15 protein-coding genes and 2 tRNA genes are annotated in these 16843 nt (G+C 71.5%); 3 read left to right on the forward strand and 14 right to left on the reverse strand.

Annotation, left to right across the window (positions count from 1 at the left end; all coding sequences use genetic code 11):
- Positions 1-7: 7 nt before the first annotated feature.
- From AB0E67_RS30415 to AB0E67_RS30450, 8 genes are all read right to left on the reverse strand, one after another.
- Positions 8-1525 (reverse strand): MFS transporter, encoded by a 1518-nt coding sequence (locus AB0E67_RS30415; protein WP_362032613.1) that lies wholly within the window; start codon positions 1523-1525, stop codon positions 8-10.
- Positions 1526-1667: 142 nt separating this feature from the next.
- Positions 1668-1741 (reverse strand) — tRNA-Lys (locus AB0E67_RS30420).
- A gap of 117 nt (positions 1742-1858) precedes the next feature.
- The gene (locus AB0E67_RS30425) at positions 1859-2617 is read right to left on the reverse strand and encodes an IclR family transcriptional regulator C-terminal domain-containing protein (protein ID WP_362032616.1); all 759 of its coding nucleotides are present in this window, start codon (positions 2615-2617) and stop codon (positions 1859-1861) included.
- A gap of 164 nt (positions 2618-2781) precedes the next feature.
- Positions 2782-3675 carry an ectoine/hydroxyectoine ABC transporter ATP-binding protein EhuA gene (ehuA, locus tag AB0E67_RS30430; protein WP_362032619.1) on the reverse strand — a complete coding sequence of 298 codons (894 nt, stop codon included), beginning with the start codon at positions 3673-3675 and terminating at the stop codon, positions 2782-2784.
- Positions 3665-4321 carry an ectoine/hydroxyectoine ABC transporter permease subunit EhuD gene (ehuD, locus tag AB0E67_RS30435; RefSeq protein WP_362032622.1) on the reverse strand — a complete coding sequence of 219 codons (657 nt, stop codon included), beginning with the start codon at positions 4319-4321 and terminating at the stop codon, positions 3665-3667. Before ehuD ends, ehuA begins: the two co-directional genes overlap by 11 nt.
- Positions 4318-5058, reverse strand: a complete 741-nt coding sequence (ehuC, locus tag AB0E67_RS30440) for an ectoine/hydroxyectoine ABC transporter permease subunit EhuC (RefSeq protein ID WP_362032625.1) — start codon at positions 5056-5058, stop codon at positions 4318-4320. The genes ehuD and ehuC overlap by 4 nt, the downstream gene beginning before the upstream one ends.
- 24 nt (positions 5059-5082) lie before the next feature.
- Complete coding sequence (gene ehuB / locus AB0E67_RS30445) at positions 5083-5985, reverse strand: ectoine/hydroxyectoine ABC transporter substrate-binding protein EhuB (RefSeq protein ID WP_362032628.1); 903 nt, start codon at positions 5983-5985, stop codon at positions 5083-5085.
- Between the two features lie 249 nt (positions 5986-6234).
- On the reverse strand, positions 6235-7203 hold the full coding sequence (locus tag AB0E67_RS30450) for a D-2-hydroxyacid dehydrogenase (RefSeq protein WP_362032631.1): 969 nt from the start codon (positions 7201-7203) through the stop codon (positions 6235-6237).
- Positions 7204-7485: 282 nt separating this feature from the next.
- On the opposite strand from AB0E67_RS30450, the gene AB0E67_RS30455 reads away from it, so the two are divergent.
- Together AB0E67_RS30455 and AB0E67_RS30460 are read left to right on the forward strand one after the other, a co-directional pair.
- Positions 7486-8307: a decarboxylase gene (locus tag AB0E67_RS30455; RefSeq protein ID WP_362032634.1), complete on the forward strand. Its 822-nt coding sequence runs from the start codon at positions 7486-7488 to the stop codon at positions 8305-8307.
- A 256-nt stretch (positions 8308-8563) separates the two neighbouring features.
- Positions 8564-9664: an LLM class flavin-dependent oxidoreductase gene (locus tag AB0E67_RS30460; protein WP_362032702.1), complete on the forward strand. Its 1101-nt coding sequence runs from the start codon at positions 8564-8566 to the stop codon at positions 9662-9664.
- 27 nt (positions 9665-9691) lie between these two features.
- On the opposite strand, the gene AB0E67_RS30465 is transcribed toward AB0E67_RS30460, so the two are convergent.
- On the reverse strand, positions 9692-11710 hold the full coding sequence (locus AB0E67_RS30465) for an EAL domain-containing protein (protein ID WP_362032637.1): 2019 nt from the start codon (positions 11708-11710) through the stop codon (positions 9692-9694).
- A 394-nt stretch (positions 11711-12104) separates the two neighbouring features.
- Here AB0E67_RS30465 and AB0E67_RS30470 point away from each other — a divergent pair, with 394 nt between their 5' ends.
- The gene (locus tag AB0E67_RS30470) at positions 12105-13352 is read left to right on the forward strand and encodes a M6 family metalloprotease domain-containing protein (protein ID WP_362032640.1); all 1248 of its coding nucleotides are present in this window, start codon (positions 12105-12107) and stop codon (positions 13350-13352) included.
- 165 nt (positions 13353-13517) lie between these two features.
- Here AB0E67_RS30470 and AB0E67_RS30475 read toward each other — a convergent pair.
- The 5 genes from AB0E67_RS30475 to AB0E67_RS30495 all read right to left on the reverse strand — a co-directional run bounded on the left by AB0E67_RS30475 (position 13518) and on the right by AB0E67_RS30495 (position 16605).
- Positions 13518-13591 (reverse strand) — tRNA-Lys (locus tag AB0E67_RS30475).
- Positions 13582-14286 (reverse strand): hypothetical protein, encoded by a 705-nt coding sequence (locus AB0E67_RS30480; RefSeq protein WP_362032643.1) that lies wholly within the window; start codon positions 14284-14286, stop codon positions 13582-13584. The genes AB0E67_RS30475 and AB0E67_RS30480 overlap by 10 nt, the downstream gene beginning before the upstream one ends.
- 162 nt (positions 14287-14448) lie before the next feature.
- A complete protein-coding gene (locus tag AB0E67_RS30485) occupies positions 14449-14790 on the reverse strand; it encodes a hypothetical protein (RefSeq protein ID WP_362032646.1) in 342 nt (113 codons plus the stop codon).
- 197 nt (positions 14791-14987) lie between these two features.
- The gene (locus AB0E67_RS30490) at positions 14988-15146 is read right to left on the reverse strand and encodes a hypothetical protein (RefSeq protein WP_362032648.1); all 159 of its coding nucleotides are present in this window, start codon (positions 15144-15146) and stop codon (positions 14988-14990) included.
- Positions 15147-15270: 124 nt separating this feature from the next.
- Positions 15271-16605: an AAA domain-containing protein gene (locus tag AB0E67_RS30495; RefSeq protein WP_362032651.1), complete on the reverse strand. Its 1335-nt coding sequence runs from the start codon at positions 16603-16605 to the stop codon at positions 15271-15273.
- Positions 16606-16843: the final 238 nt, after the last annotated feature.

A 16843-nucleotide genomic window follows, 5' to 3' on the forward strand; every position in this document is an offset into this window, starting at 1 on the left:
ACGGCCCTCAGCCGGTCGGGGCCGGCTCGCCCCGCTGTGCCGCCGCGGGCCTCCGCCGCAGCAGCGTCGTGGTGAGCACCGCCCCCGCCAGCAGCAGGACGGCACCCGTCACCGAGGCGTACCGCATGCTGTGGACGAAGGCGTCCCGAGCGGCGGCGATCAGCGAGCCGTCCCCGGTGGCCACCGCGCCCGCCAGGGTCTTGCGGGCGTCCTCCGGCGCCGATCCCGGCATGTCCGCGGTGTAGACCGCCGTGGCCACCGCGCCCAGCAGGGCCATCCCCATCGCGCCGCCGAACTCCTGCCCGGTCTCCAGCAGCGAGGCCGCCGAACTCGCCTTCCGGGGCGGGGCGGTGGACAGCGCCAGGTCGGAGACGAGTGCCATCACGGTGACGATGCCGCAGCTCAGCACGGCGCAGCCGACGAGCAGCAGCCACAACGAGTCCGTACCGGTGAGGGAGAGCACGGCGAACCCCGCGGCGGCGATCACGAATCCGGCGCGGACGACGCGTGCGCGGTCGGTCCGCTGGGCGATCGCCGTGGCCGTCGGCGCCGCGGCACCCACGGCGAGCGACGGTGCCAGGCTCCACAGCGCGGCCTCCAGCGTGCTCATGCCGAGCACCGACTGCAGGTACTGCGTGGTGAAGTACGAGGAGCCCATCATGGCGAAGGACGCCAGGGCGTTCAGGCCGACCCCGGCCGCGAAGCCGCGGTCGCGGAACAGCTCCCGGCTGATCAGCGCGTCGTCGCGGGAGCGCTGCCGGCGGACGAAGACCACGCCGACGAGAAGCCCGGCGGCGATGATCAGCCCGCGCGGCACGTCGAGCCCGTGGGCGGCGCTCTCCTTCACCCCGTAGACGACGGGCAGCACGGCCCCCATCGACAGCGGCACGCTCAGGAAGTCGAACCGTCCGGGGACGGGGTCCTTGAACTCCGGGACCAGCACCGGCACCAGGACGAGCAGCAGCACCATCGCCGGCACGTTGATCAGGAAGACCGAGCCCCACCAGAAGTGCTGCAGCATGACCCCGCTGAGCACCGAGCCGAGCGCGATCCCGCCTGCCATGGCGCCGGACCAGATGCCGATGGCGCGGCCGCGCTGCCGCTCGTCGCGGAACATGTTCCGCACGAGCCCCATCGTCGACGGCATCAGCGTCGCACCGCCGACCCCGAGCAGGGCGCGGGCCGCGATCAGCATTTCGGGGCTGGTGGCGTACGCGGCGGCCACGGACGCGGCGCTGAACGCGAACGCGCCGATGAGCAGCAGCCTGCGCCGCCCGATGCGGTCGCCGAGCGAACCCATCGTGATGAGCAGGCCCGCCAGGGCGAAGGCGTACACGTCGAAGATCCAGAGCTGCTGGGTGGCGCTGGGGGCGAGGTCCCGGTCGATGGACGGGATCGCGAAGAAGAGGACGGAGATGTCCATCGACACGAGGAGAAGGGGCAGCAGGAGAACCACGAAGGCGGTCCATTCCCGGCGGCCGGCGAGGTGGCCGCGCTCGGCGGTGGTGCGCGTGGCGTTCGTCATGCCAGAAAATGTACGAGCGTCTAAAACATCTGTCTAGTACGTCTGTGTAAAACGTTCGTACGTCCTGGTGGGCGCCCGATGGGCAGCAAAAAACGCACTGGGCGGTTCACGTGTGTACGTGAACCGCCCAGTGCGTTGTCTGTGCGCCGCCAGGGACTCGAACCCCGGACCCGCTGATTAAGAGTCAGCTGCTCTAACCAACTGAGCTAGCGGCGCCTGCTGACAGGAAAATCATACCCGCTCCTGGATGGTGTCGATGCCACCGGGGGCAAATCGCAGAAAACCGGAATGAAAAGGGGCGATTACCCAGCGGTAGCGGCTCGGGGGCGGCCCTCAGAGCGCCAGCGACAGCAGCACGGGTGCCGCCCGCCGGTTCAGGGTGTCCGCCGCCGAGCGCAGGCGGTGCGCGTCCTCGACCGGGAGGGAGAGTGCCAGGCACCCCGCCGACGAACCGGCCGTCAGCGGCACCGCCGCGCAGACCGTGCCGACGGCGTACTCCTGGAGGTCGAGCACCGGGACGGTGGCCGGCTGGCTGTCGAGCTTCGAGAAGAGCGCCTTCTCGTTGGTGATCGTCCGCGAGGTCAGCCGGGGCGTCTTGTGGCGCGAGAGGTGGTCGCGGCGGCCGTTCAGGTCGAGCTGGGCCAGCAGGCACTTGCCCGCCGCCGAGGCGTGCGCGGACGACCGGAAGTCGACCCACTCGTTGACCGCGGGGGTGCGCGGGCCGTCGGCGTACTGCGTGATCCGGACCTCGCCGTCGACGTACCGGCTGATGTAGACCGCCGCGCCGACCGAATCGCGCAGCTGCGCCAGCGACCGCTGGAGCTTCGCCTCCAGGGCCTCCCTGCGGGCCGTGCCGGAACCGAGGAGCAGCAGCGAGGAGCCGATGACGTACGCACCGTCGGTGATCTGCTCGACATATCCCTCGCGGCGCAGCGTCAGCAGCAGGGGGGTGAGGTGCTCGGCGGGCAGTCCCGTCTCCCGGGAGATCTGGGCGTCCGCCACGCCGTCACCGTGCTTCGAGACCGTTTCGAGAACGCGAAGGGCGTGCTGCACCGAGTGGAACGGCGCCGTCGGTTCGGGCTTCAACGCCACGGTTTCCCCTATCAGGTTGTGACCGCGAGCTTTGGCCTCACGATAGCCGCCAACAGGCTGTTAGGGGCGGTTGTTGACGAAGCGACGAGGTGCCCCGGCTCCCCGAGCTGGGGCTCATTCGTAAGGCATATGCCAGAGTCGTTGGCGTACGGCGAGTGGCGAGGTCACAGCACCGCGGCCAGGAATTCGCGCGTACGTTCGTGCTCCGGATCCGAGAAGATCTTCTCCGGTGATCCGGATTCGATCACGCGTCCAGAATCGAACATGAGTACCGTCTCCGAGACGTCGCGGGCGAAGTTCATCTCATGGGTCACGCAGAGCATGGTGATGTCGGTGTTCCGGGCGATGTCGCTCAGCAACTCCAGTACTCCCGCGACCAGTTCCGGGTCGAGCGCGGAGGTCACCTCGTCCAGCAGCAGGATCTCGGGCCGCATCGCCAGCGCGCGGGCGATCGCCACCCGCTGCTGCTGTCCGCCCGACAGCTGGGAGGGATGCGCGTCGGCCCTGCCCGCGAGTCCGACCATGTCGAGCAGCTCGCGGGCGCGGGACTCGGCCTCGTCGCGGTCCATGCCCAGGACGTTGACCGGAGCCTCGGTGATGTTCCGCAGCACGCTCATGTTGGGGAAGAGGTTGAACTGCTGGAACACCATGCCGATCTTCTTCCGCGCCTCGCGCAGATGCCGTTCGGTCGCGGGCTTCAGCGATCCGTCGGACGCCCGGACGTGGGACAGCGGATCGCCGTCCACCCAGATGACACCGTCGCTGACCTTCTCCAGCGTCATCAGCAGCCGCAGGATGGTGGTCTTTCCCGATCCGCTGGGCCCGATCAGGGTGACGTGCTCCCCGCGGCGCACCGAGAAGTTCAGCCGGTCCAGGACGACGCGGTCGCCGTACCGCTTCACGACGTCGTCGAAGCGGACCAGGGGCTGACCGGTCCCGGCGAGCGCGGAGGCCGGCACGGCGCCGCCGAGGGCCGGTGCGGCGCCGCCGGGCGTCGGTACGGCGTCCTCGGAGGTCGGGGCCGCGTGCTTCTGCAGGGGGAAGGGTTCAGTGGCCAAGGCGCTTCTCCAGCTTTCTCATCAGCAGCGAGGTGGGACAGCTCGCGATCAGGAAGATCAGTCCGGCGAGGGTGAACGCCTCGGTGTAGGCGAAGTGGTCGGCGCCGTACTTGCGGGCCTCGAAGACCATTTCCTGCACCGTGATCACGGCGAGGAAGGGCGTCTCCTTGAACATCGAGATCGCGTAGTTGCCGAGGGCGGGCAGGACGTTGCGCACCGCTTGCGGCAGGATCACGGCCTGCCAGGTCCGGCGCGGGGTGAGCGAGAGCGCCCGGCAGGCCTCCCACTGCCCCTTCGGCACGCTGTCGATCCCGGCCCGGTACACCTCGGAGGTGTACGCGGCGTAGTGGATGCCGAGCACCACGATGCCGGTCGTGAGCGGCTCCACCGAGGGGAACAGGGCTGCGGCGCCAACGAGTTGGACGAGCAGCGGGGTGGACCGGACGAACTCCGTCAGAAACCGCACCGGCACCGTCACGAACCTGCTCGGCGCCCGCCCGGCGATCGCGACGGCGAGTCCGAGCACTGCCGCGACCAGTGTGCCGAGCACCGTCGCGAGCAGGGTGACCCGGAAGCCTTCGAGCAGCAGGGGCAGGGCGTCCCCGACGGCGTCCCAGTCGACACCGCTTGCCGTGGAGCCGTTCACCGGGCACCTCCGGAGGTCGACGCGACGGCCGGGACGGGACCACCGTCGCGCGGTGCCGAATCCGCGCCGGCCGACAGCCCGAGACGCCGCTTGGCACCGCGCTCCAGCAGGTTCATCAGCAGCGTGAGCGCGTAGGCGAGGACGAAGTAGGCGACCAGCAGGGTCAGATACGCGGTGAGCGTCTCACCGGTGCGGTCGCGCAGTTGCTGGACCACGGTCATCAGATCGGCGGCGGAGATCAGCCACAGCAGCGGGGTGCACTTGAGCAACTGGATCAGCAGATTCGTGAACGACGGGATCATCTGCACCCATGCCTGCGGGAGGATCACCCGCCACATCCGCTGCGTGGGCGTCATGTTCAGCGCGATGGCCGCCTCGTACTGGGCACGCGGAACGGAGTTGATCGCGCCGCGCACCACCTCGGCGCCGTACGCACCGTAGTTGAGGCCGAAGGCGACGACCCCGCAGAGCAGCGGTGTCAGTTCGTACCCCGTCAGCGGTGGCATCGCGTAGTAGAGCCAGAACAGCTGGATGTAGAGCGAGGTGCCGCGGAAGAACTCCACGACCACGCGCGACACACCACGCGCCACCAGCAGCCGGCCGACCGACATCAGGCCGAGGACGAACGACAGGACCAGGGCGAGCGACGCGCCCAGGACGGTGGCCTGGACGGTCACCCACAGCCCTGAGCGCAGGTGCGGCAGGTCGTCGAGGAGGGCGGTGAAGAAATCACTCATGCGGTGCGTTCCGTCCCGTCCCCGTCAGCCCGCGCACAGATCGGCCGTCTTCAGCGTGGCCGGCGGGAGCTCGCTGGCTCCGAAGCCGTACTCCTGGAGCAGGCCCACATACCGTGAACGGTCCGAGACGATCTTCTTCAGCTCGCGGTTGAAGGCGTCCCGCAGGTCCTCGTTGCCCTTGCGGAACACGGCACCGCCGGGGCTGTACTGCTTCTTCCCGTCGAGCTCCGGTACGAACGGCTCGGTGACCTCGGTCTCCGGGTTGGTCTTCGCCAGCCAGCGCAGCGAGATGCCGGTGAGCAGGAACGCGTCGATCCGGCCGCCCTTCACCGCGTCGGCGCCGTCCTGCGGCTTCTGGAGCGTCTTGATCCTGTCCTTCGCGATGCCCGCGCCCTCGGCGTACGTGCCCTCGACGGCACCCGACATCACGCCGACGGTGATCCCGGCGGCCTTCGCCGATGCCAGGTCGGTGACCTTCCTCGGATTGCCCTTCTTCACCATCAGCGCGGTCGGGGAGATGAACTCGGGCTCCGAGAAAAGGGCGTTGGCGCATCGCTCGGGCGTGATCGCCATGCCGGCGCTCACCACGTCGTACTTGCCCGCCTGGAGGCCGGGGATCAGGCCGTCCCACTCGGAGAGGGTGGGCTTCAGCTCGTCCACCCCGAGCGCCTTGAAGATCTCGCGGTGCAGGGTGGGCGCCTCGCCCTTGAGCTGCTTGCCCTCCAGGTAGCCGTACGGGGCCTCGTTCGCGTACGCGACCCGCACGAAGCCCTGCTCGCGCAGCTTGTCCAGGGCTCCGGCGCCGTCCGCCGCACCGGCGTCGGTCTTGCTGCACGCGGAGAGCAGACCGGGAACGACGAGCAGGCCGCCCACGACCGCCGATCGGTTGAGGAAGCCCCTGCGGGACAGGTGGGGAAAGTCGGCCATGGTTCCTGAACTCCTGGAGGGATCGGGCGGTTCGGACAGGTGGAGCGCCTGCCCGATCCCGTACGTCTATGCAGGAAGCGCCCGCCTGTGGCCGAACCGTGACCGGAGGGTGACCTTTCTGTATCCCGCCAGAGAGGGGGAGTTGGCGACGTGTTCACGTCCATTCCGGTGCGTATCAGACCTTGTGATGGCGCGTCATACGCGTCGGTGAGCGTGCAGCCTGCCGGGTGCGACGGGTTCGGATCGAGGTCAGTTGTCGTCTTGGTCGCGGTCGCGATCGGGGACGTATCCGCGACGCTTGTCCACCACGTTCGGCAACGGCTGCCCGGCCGCCCAGAGTTCGTACATCCTCACGAACTGCTCGGCGAGCCGGTCCCGCCAGCCGGCCGTGTCGCCGCCCATGTGCGGTGACACGATCAGATCCGGTACGTCCCACAACGGGCTCCGGGGATCCAGCGGTTCCTGGCTGAACACGTCGAGCGCCGCGCCCGCGATCCAGCGATCGCGCAGCGCCTGCGCCAGGTCCTCCTCGACGACCAAGGGGCCGCGCCCCACGTTGATGAACCGGGCCGACGGCTGCATCAGTCCGAAGAACCGCGCGTCGAACATGGCACGGGTCGTCTCCGTCAGCGGCGCCGCGCAGATCACCCAGTCGGCCTGGGCGGCCAGCCGGTCCAGGTCCGCCACGCCGTGGACGGTACGCCGGGCCGTGCGGCCCACGAGCGCCACCTGGACGCCGAGGGCGATCAGCAGCCGGGTGATCTCCCGGCCGATCGGGCCCGCGCCGACGACGACCGCGCGACTGCCCGCCACCGGCGCGCTCTCCCGGTGCCGCCACACCCGTCGGTGCTGGAGGTCCAGGGTGCGCGGAAGATCCTTGGCGAACGCCAGCACCAGCCCGGTCACGTACTCGGCGACCGGCCGCTCGAAGACGCCGCGCGCGTTGGTCACCACCGTGTCGGAAGCCAACAGCTCGGGGCAGAGCAGCCGGTCCACACCCGCGCTCGCGGTGTGCACCCACGCCGGACGCGGCCCGTCGCCGGGCCACGCGGCGCGCACCGCGTCGGAGGCGGCGTCCCACACCAGCAGCACATCGGCCTCCGGGAGCCGCGCGGCGAGCCCGGCCCCGTCCGTGTACCGGACGTCGGCGCGTCCGATCAGCCGGCCGAGACGCGGCGACGGGTCGGTGTCCAGGACGAGCAGGGTGGGCTCGGGCATGAGAGGCGGTCGCTCCGCTGCGTCTGATGCGTCTGGGATGTGCGGATTGACCACGCTCGCACCCGCGTCCGTCTTCGTCAACAGCACACGACGGGCGCGGAGGCCGGCCGAGACCCCCGGCCGGCCGGACCCGGCCGGTCCTCGATGAATGGGGGAAACTGGGAGGAAGTGGATGAAATCGAATGTCGTGCCGCAGAGGAGACGGGCGGGCGGGGGGGGCGCCGTGCGGGGACAGGCGGGAACGGGCACGAGAAGAGACGGACGGGAAAGGAAAGGGCGGCCATGACGACCCTCGGCATCCTCTACCCGGGACACTCCGCGGAGGACGACTTCCCCCGGATGGAGATCCTGCTCGACGCGGTCCGCCTCGTCGTGAACCACACCGCCGTGGACGAGGACGCCTACCGGACCGACGCGCTGATGAGGACCGGTGCGCCCGAACGGCTGGCCGCCGGGGTGGCGGAGCTCCAGCGGGCCGGTGTCGAGTGCGTCGTGTGGGCGAGCGGCGCGGGCAGCTTCCTGTACGGCTGGGAGGGCGGCCACGAGCAGATCGCCGCCCTGGCCCGGGCCGCCGGGGTGTCCGCGTCCAGCACGTCCTTCGGCTTCGTCCACGCGGTACGGGAACTGGGCGCCGCCCGTGTCGCCGTCGCCACGACCTACCCCGAGCACATCGCCGCACTGTTCACCTCCTTCCTGCACGCCGCGGGCATCGAGGTGACGGCCACCCGCACCGCCGCTCTCGCCTCGGCCGCCGAGGCCGCCCGCTGGGGTTCGGACCAGGTGAAGGAACTCGCCGAAGCGGCGGACCGGCCGGACGCGGAGGCGGTGCTGCTGCCCGACACGGCCCTGCACACCGTCTCGTACGTGCCGGAACTGGAGGCACTCCTCGGCAAACCGGTCCTCACCGGGAACCAGGTCACGGCCAGGGAGGGGCTGCGGCTGGCGGACCGCCGCGCCTGGTCCCCGAGGCTGGGCAGGATCTTCGCGGCCCGCGAGGCGCCCCCGGCCCCGGTCGCCAGATGGGGCGAGGGCCGCGCCTGGGCGCACAGTGGCAGGAAGGGGCATTCCGGAGGGCGCGCCGAGCCCGGCCGGCGGGGGGAATGAACCGGTCGCGGACCATCGGCCACGGGCCTCCGGAGGGGGAGCGGCCGGAATAACCGGAGGTCTCCTCCTGTTAGGTTGGCGCGGACGTGTGAGCCGCAGCCGTGCCGCAGCCGCGGCCGTACAGACGGCCGGGCGCATCACCAGGAGAGGCGGGGACGTGAACGAGAACCGGGGCGACGAGAGCCGGGTCGACGGAGGCCGTGGGAACGAGGCCCACGGGAACGAGGTACGGGGCGACGGGCACCGGGACGACGGGATCCGCGGCAGGGCGGAGGGCACGGCCCCCGTCCCCCTCTCCGTGCTGGACCTGGTGACCGTGGGCCAGGGCCGCACCGCCACCCAGGCGCTGCGCACCGCCGTGGACATCGTGCGGCTCGCCGAGCGCCGCGGCTTCCACCGCTACTGGGTCGCCGAGCACCACTCCATGCCCGGCGTCGCCTCCTCCTCGCCGGCCGTGATCCTCGCCCACCTCACCGCCCGTACCGAGCGCATCAGGCTCGGGTCCGGCGGAGTGATGCTGCCCAACCACGCCCCGCTGGTCATCGCCGAGCAGTTCGGCACCCTCCACGCCATGGCCCCGGGCCGCATCGACCTCGGGCTCGGACGGGCTCCCGGCACCGACGGCGCCACGGCCGCCGCCCTGCGGCGTACGGACCGGCCGGACGAGGGCTCCGACCACTTCCCGCAGCAGCTCGCCGAGCTGACCCGGTTCCTGGACGACGACTTCCCGGACGGCCACCCCTACTCCCGTATCCATGCCGTGCCCGGGCCGGTCCAGGCCACCGCCGAGGGCGGCGTGCAGTCCCCGGCCCGGCCGCCGATCTGGCTGCTCGGTTCCTCCGGGTTCAGCGCGCGGCTGGCCGGTGTGCTCGGTCTGCCGTTCGCCTTCGCCCACCACTTCTCGGCGCGGAACACGATCCCGGCCCTCGACCTGTACCGGGATTCGTTCCGGCCGTCCGGGGTGCTCGACGCCCCGTACGCGCTGATCGGTGTCTCGGCCCTGGCCGCCGACGACGAACGCGAGGCCCGCCGCCAGGTGCTCACCGGCGCGCTGTCCATGGTCCGCCTGCGCACCGGCCGCCCGGGCCTGGTCCCGACGCCGGAGGAGGCGGAGGCGTACGCCTTCACGCCCATGGAGCGCGAGTTCGTCGACAACTGGCTGTCCGACGTCGTCCACGGCACGCCGGACGAGGTCCGTTCCGGCCTCGACGCCCTGGCCGAGCGCACCGGCGCCGACGAGCTGATGATCACCGCCAACGCCCATGGCGGGGAGGCCCGTCTGCGCAGCTACGAACTGATCGCGGACGCGTACGGCCTGCCGGGCTCGTCGAGCCTGCCGGGTCTGCCGACCGCCTGACCCCGGCCGCTGGGGACGGCCCGGCTCTCACACGGTCAGTCTCCGGCGGCCGATCAGTTCGGCGATCCGCTCCGGGGCCACCGCGCGCGAGTACAGCCAGCCCTGTCCGGTGTCGCAGCCGATCCTGCGCAGCCGCTCCGCCTGGCCCGCCGTCTCCACGCACTCCGCGGTGACGGTCAGGCCCAGGCGGTGCGCCAGGTGCACCATCGCCTCGACGATCGTCTCGTCGGCCGGGCTCGCGTGGGCGCCGTCGTCATGGCGGAAGCCGCGTACGAACGAGCCGTCCAGCTTCAGTACGGAGACCGGCAGCCGGCTCAGATAGGCGAGGTTGGAGTAGCCCGTCCCGAAGTCGTCGATGGCGATCCGCACGCCCATGTCGCTGAGCTGCTGGAGGGCCTGGAGCGGGCGGCCCGCCGAGCCCATCACCGCGGACTCGGTCAGCTCCAGCTGCAACAGGCCCGGTTCGAGACCGGTCTCGGCGAGGATCTCCGCGACATCGGTGACCAGGTCGGAGTCCCAGACCTGCCGCACGGCGACGTTGACGCTGATGAACAGCGGTGGCTCGGACGGATGGTCGAGCTGCCAGCGTCGTGCCTGGCGGCAGGCGGACCGCAGTACCCACCGGCCCAGCTGGACGATCGAACCGTCCTCCTCGGCGATCGCGACGAACCGATTCGGCGAGAGCATGCCGAATTGGGGGTGGTTCCAGCGGACCAGGGCCTCCACCCCGCGCACCATCCCGTCCGCCATGCCGACCAATGGCTGGTACTCGATGGTGAACTCGCCGCGTTCGACGGCCGGCCGCAGGTTGGAGGAGAGCGTCTGCCGGGTCATCCGGTGGGCGTTGCGTTCCGGGTCGAAGACCGTCCAACGGGCCTTGCCATCCGCCTTGGCCCAGTACAGCGTGGTGTCGGCGGCCTGCACCAGACCGGTGGCCGAGGTACCGGCGACCGGCCGTTCCACCACTCCGATCGAGGCCGAGACGGAGAGCCGCCGCCCGCCCAGGTCGAACGGCTTCTGCAACGCCGTCAGCAAGCGGCGGGCCAGATCGGTGAGCTGCTGCGTGCCCGCCGAGTCCTCGACCAGGACCGCGAACTCGTCGCCGCCCAGCCGCGCCACGAGATGGGGCCCGTGGCGGTGCCGTCCGTCCCGCACGTGCGGGTCCTCCTGGGCCGCGCAGTCGGTGAGCCGTGCGGCGACGGCTTCCAGCAACTGATCGCCGATCCGGTGGCCCAGCGTGTCGTTGACGGCCTTGAAGCCGTCGAGATCGAGATAACAGAGCCCGATCCGGCCGCGCCCGGGGGCCATCCGGTCGTCCTGGTACGGAGGAGTCTCCAGAATGGCCGAGAGCCGTTCGAAGAACAGGGCCCGGTTGGGCAGCCGGGTCACCGGGTCGTGCATCTGGAGATGGCGCAGCCGCTTCTGGAGCTCGCGCCGGTCGCTGATGTCGGCGACGGAGAGCAGCACCCGGCCGGGCCCGGAACGACCGGCCCCGCCGCGCTCCGGACCGCCCTGCGCGCCGTGTCCCGAACCGACCTCCGCGTCGTGCCCCCGGCCGTTCTCCGGGTGGGGCACCGGCGCCGGGCGGGTCTCCGCGTGGCTCCCCGGGCCGGGCTCCGGACCGCTCTCCGGTTCGGGCATCGGTACGACGGTGACCTCGGCCCACAGCGACCGGCCGTCCGGATGCTTGAGCCTGCGGGTGCAGTGGAACCGCGCGCGCCGTCCGTGCAGCACCTCGCGGTACGCGTGCCAGGTGCGTCCGTCCGCCGCGAGATCGAGGAGGTCGGCCGCCGACTGCGTGGTCAGATCCGAGGGGCGGGAGCCGAGGAGACCGCCGAACGCGTCGTTGGCGGCGACCACCAGGCCCTCGTGGTCGACCACCGCCATCGGCAGCGTGGCGGCCCGAAAGGCCGCCCGATAGCCGTGCGGCTCGGATCCATGGCCACCGGCAGGAGGCCATGAGGTGTCACGCTCCGTGACCGGCGGTCCTGCGGAGTGGGAGTGTGTGCCCGCCGCGGGCCTCGGCCCTTCGGAGGTTCCGCTCACCGTTCGCTCCTGCCGTGCAGTTCGGTCCTGAACAGGTGTGGCCGGGCCGGCCCGCCGCTCGGCGCACCGCCCGTCGGAGGCGGCAACCGTGGGGGGAAGGCCTGGTGAAGCATAGAGGCTGGCGCGTCGGCCGTTCCAGCGTCCGACCCTTCCGCGCCACGCGTTCGCCCCGCATGGGTCAGTCCCGCATGGATCCGATTTGCCCATGACTGATCTTTTGTGAGCGGTTCGAGTCCAGTTCCGCTCCCTGGTGGCGTGGCCGTGATTGATTGTGACTGTCCGTGAGGGTGAAGACCTCGACGGGCTGCTGACTCGACTGGGGCAGCTCAACAGGACGAAAGCCTCGAACCACCACAGGGTGGTGCGTGATCGGATCTCGCACCCGGAGGTAGTTGTGCCGCGTCAGCGCAGAACCGGGGGAGTGGAGAGGCCGAGTCTGCGCGGTGTGACCGCGGCCACGACCTCGCTCCTGGCGCTCGTGGCCACCTCCCTCGTAGCCGGGCCGGCCGCGGCCGCCACGGGGGAGCAGGGACCGTGCGCGCTGCCCCGGACCGAGGCCCACCACTCGCTCGGTGTGGACGGCTGGAACGAGACGTACCCCCGCCCCGACCATCCTCTCGACGCGGTCATGATCTTCCTGTCCTTCCCCGACCACAGTCCCACCACCACCCCCGCCGAACTCGCCGCCGACCACTTCCCCGCCACCACCCACTTCTTCCAGCGTTCCTCGTACGGGAAGTTCACCCTGAGACCGCACCCGCTGCGGCAGTGGATCCGGATGCCCAGGCCGTCGGACTGGTACGGCATGCAGCGCGACTGGGACAGCGAACGGCGCGCCGCCTATCTGCGCGACGCCATCGATGTGATCGACCCGAAGGTGGACTTCTCGCGGTTCGACCTCGTCTACCTGGTCGCCGACCCGGATGCCCCGGGCGTCGACTCCGATGCCACCAAGGTCGTCAACTTCGGCCGTCCGCTGCGCATGGACGGTACGGACATCCGGCGCATCGTCACCGTCTTCGAACAGCACCCCCCGGACCGCAACGTGCTGGCCCACGAGACCGGGCATCTCTTCGACCTGCCCGACCTCTACCACCGGCCGTCCGACAACAAGGGCGACTGGGACACCTACGTGGGCGACTGGGATGTGATGGGCAGCCAGTTCGGGCTCGCCGCCGATTTCTTCGGCTGGCACAAATGGAAGCTGGGATGGCTGGAACGCGAGCAGGTGATCTGTGTCCAGGGCACCCGGAACATCACCCTGGAACCGGTCGCGGCGGTGCCGGCGGCCGGTGCCCCGCTCGGCACCCGGCTCGCGGTGATCCGAACCGGCGAAGGGAGCGCCGTGGCCGTCGAGGCGCGCGGCGCCACCGGAAACGACCGGACGACCTGCACCGAAGGTGTCCTGATCTACCGGGTGCGCAACGCCACCCCGTCCGGCGGCGGCCCGGTCGACGTCGTCGACACCCATCCCCGCTCCGGGGCCTGCTGGGGCCGGTCCGTCTACGCGCCGCTCGCGGACGCCCCGCTGCGCGTCGGCGAGAGCTTCAGCATCCCGGAGGCGCACACCAGGGTCGAGGTCCTGGGCCGAAGACCGTCGGGCTCCTGGAACGTCCGGATCACCACGGGGGCGCGGCCCTGAACGGGAACGTGGCGCGGGCGGCGTCGGCCGGATGCGTGACGCGGGCCGGGCGGCCGACCTCGGCCGTGGACATCGCACGGGCCGGACCGGGAGAGGCGTCGCACGGATCCGTCCCGAGCACGAAGAAGCCCCCCTCGCTCTCGCGAGAGGGGCTTCCTCCGTCTGTGCGCCGCCAGGGACTCGAACCCCGGACCCGCTGATTAAGAGTCAGCTGCTCTAACCAACTGAGCTAGCGGCGCCTGCTGACGTCGTAGACATTAGCACCCTGATCGGCGGTGGGAAAAATCGGATTCCGGGCCGCTGCCGACGGTGCTGATCTGGTCACCCGCACACAGGCCCACAGCAGGACGTCCGGACCCGGCAGCCAGGGGTTGCGGGTGTCCGGGGCGACCACCCAGCGGGGGCCGGACGTGGTGGGGGCGCAGGTCAGCGGCGGGACGGTCACCGCGTCCCCGGTGCCGTGGCAGAGCACGGGCGGGACCCTGGTGTCGTCCTCCGCGGCGCCGCGCGGTTCGAGGCCGCCGCCCCACTCCTCCCAGTCGAGCAGCGACGGCAGTCGCTGCGCGGTGCCGGGGGAGGCGAACAGCAGCATCCGGCCGCGGTGCGTGGCGACCGGTCCCGAGCCGGGGCCGTCGGACCACAGCTGCTCCAGCATCCGGCGCCCGAAGAGCGTGGGTACGTTCACGACGTCGAAGGCCGATCCGCACGGCAGCACCGCGGGGGAGTCGGGACGCGCCTCCCACTGCGTGAGCGTGCTGCGCGGATAGGCGGAGGCGCCGGCGAGCCATGCGGCACCGGCCGCCGTGACCTGGGCCGTCTGGCTCGTGGACCGGTCCTGCAGAACGGCGAGGATGCCGGCGTCGCCGTACCGGGGGCCCCGGTGGGGGGTGTCGCCGTGATGCAGGGTCGTTTCGTCTGGCAGGCATGCGCTCATGCGCCCATGTCTACCGGGCGTGATCAATCGGATTCCGAGAGTTGCCGGAAATCGGGACAGAGTGAGGTGGGAAGGAGTATCTTGCGCCCCGGCATATGCCAGTGGCCGTAGCCCGGCTCCTCGGGCGGCTGCTCCCACCCGGTCGGCGGCTGCCTCCGACCCTCAGGGGGCCGAACCGCCCAGCAGGCTCCGGCCGAACTCGACCATCTTCTTGGCGTAGTCCTCGGTCCACTCGGCACGCTCCGCGATGTCCGCGGTCGTCAGCCGGTCGAACCGACGCGGATCGGCGAGCTGCGCGGCCGCGATCGCCTGGAACTCGACCGCGCGATCGGTCGCGGCGCGGAAGGCCAGCGTCAGCTCGGTGGCCCGGGCCAGCAGCTCCCGCGGATCCTCCATCGACTCCAGGTCGAAGAAGTGCTCGGGGTCGGCGACCGCGGCCGTCGGCTCGAAGATCAGGGGTGCGGGGCGCAGCCGCTGCTGCTCGTTCCGCTCGGGTTGTGGCATGTGGTGATTCCTCCTTCGGCGGGCCCCGCAGGATCCGACTCCCTCGGGCCCCGGTGGGCCACCCTCCATTGTCCAACGCCGCGCGAGTGGACTCGTCGGAATCGTGAAATCCGGGAGGGGGTTCCGGGGCGGGAGGCCAGGAAGACGGCTCCGGGGCGGGGGCGGGAGAACGGCTCCGCCGGCGGGCCGCACCCGGCTCACCCCACCGAGCAGGCGGCGTCGAACACGGGCGCCAGAACCTCCGCGAGCCGCGCCTTGAGCGGGTCGGGACGGACCACTCGCAGGAGCGGACCTCCGTCACGGCGGGCGGGGAAGCCGGTGTCGGCGAGTACGTACAGGGCCCGGAGCGTGCGCATCGTGTGGCGCGGACGGTCCTCCGCCTCGCGGGCGTACGCACCTGACGCCGCACGGCCCGGCCTCCGGCCGACGGCACTTCGACGGCACGGCCCGCGGCGCCGAGAACCACCGGCGGTCGGGCGCTCACGGCCGCCAGGAGACCCGGTGTTCCGACAGGTGGGACAGCACCGCGTGGTTGGCCTCCCAGCCGTCCGGGAACTTCACCGTGACGCCCAGTCGCACCGGCTCCGTCGACGGGTGCTCGTCCAGCAGTTCCGCGACGCCCGCCCGGCACACCACGACGCAGGCGTGCCGGTGGCGCGAGGCCAGGACGCACAGGCGGCCCGTCTCCAGGTGGAACGCCGTGGCGTCCGGGCGGCCGGAGAGCGGGTGCAGTACCACCGTCACGTCGAACTCGCGACCCTGGAGCCGGTTCGCCGTGTCCACGGCCACGCCCGTCACGCCCAGGTCCGCGAGGGCCGCCCGGACCGCCGCCGCCTGGTCGCGGTGGGCGGTGCCGACGGCGACCCGGTCCGCCGTCACCGGGACCGGGCCGGGGGAGCGCTCGCTCGTCGCCGCAGCGCCCCGGTCGAGGAGCCGACGGACCACCACGGCCACCGCCCGTACCGCCTCGGGGTCGGTGCGGGGGGTGTGCCGGGCCGGGAGTTCGAGCAGGCCCCAGCCGGACTCCGCGGCCTCGTCCAGCACTCGGTCCGGCGCCGAACCGTCGGACGCGATCCCGAACGACAGCCGCCGGTCCCCGTGGTCCGTACCGCTGCGGAACGGCGTGTACGGGTAGAACGCGTCCGAGACCAGTGGCGCGGCCGAGGCCGGCAGCCGCCACGACACCGGAAGCCGGTGCTGGGGAAGCCCGGGATTGTGCGCCAGGAGCGTGGATACCGCGCTCGCGGACGGGTCGTAGGACAGCCCCGCCCACTGCTCCGCGCCGACGATCGAGAACGGGTCCAACTGGCCCGGGTCACCGACGAACAGCGCCCGCTCGAACAGCCCCGCCACGGCGAGCAGCGCGTCCGAACGCATCTGGTACGCCTCGTCGACGATCGCGTGGCCCCACGGCTCGACGTTCTTCACATGCGCCCACTTCGCGGCCGTCGAGATGACGATGTCGAGCCCCGCGAGGTCGGCCGCCTTGGCCGACTTCCGCACGTTGTCCAGGCCGTCCAGCACCGGGTCGTACGGGTCGGAGTCGTTGCTGTGCAGACGGCCCACCGGCAGGTCCGGGGCCTTCTCGGCCAGCCGCACCACCAGGTCGTCGACCTGGGCGTTGGTCTGCGCCACCACCATCAACGGGCGGCCCGCCGCCGCCAGTTCGAGCGCGGCGCGCACCACGAGCGTCGACTTGCCCGCGCCCGGCGGGGAGTCCACCACGATCCCGCGCGATGCACCGCCCAAGGTATCGGCGAGGATCGCTTCGGTCGCCCGCGCGGCCTGGACGCCCGGGTCGGATCCGGCCGTCATGGCGACTCCTTCGGGGTCACGCGTCACCACGTGGTTCTCCTGGGTTCTGTCGTCGAAGCATCGTCGTTCGGCCGGAGGCCGGGCCGTGCGGCGTCAGGTGCGTGCGAGCGCGAGGCGGAGGACCGTCCTCGTACCGGACGTACGCGGACCACCCCGACAACGTCGCGAGCGATGGAGGCTCCCCCGCCCGAGTGGAGCCGAGAACTCGGGGAAGTGCCACGTGCCGCACGGCAGGCGG

This window comes from Streptomyces sp. NPDC032161 (assembly GCF_040636995.1).
Classification (GTDB): domain Bacteria; phylum Actinomycetota; class Actinomycetes; order Streptomycetales; family Streptomycetaceae; genus Streptomyces.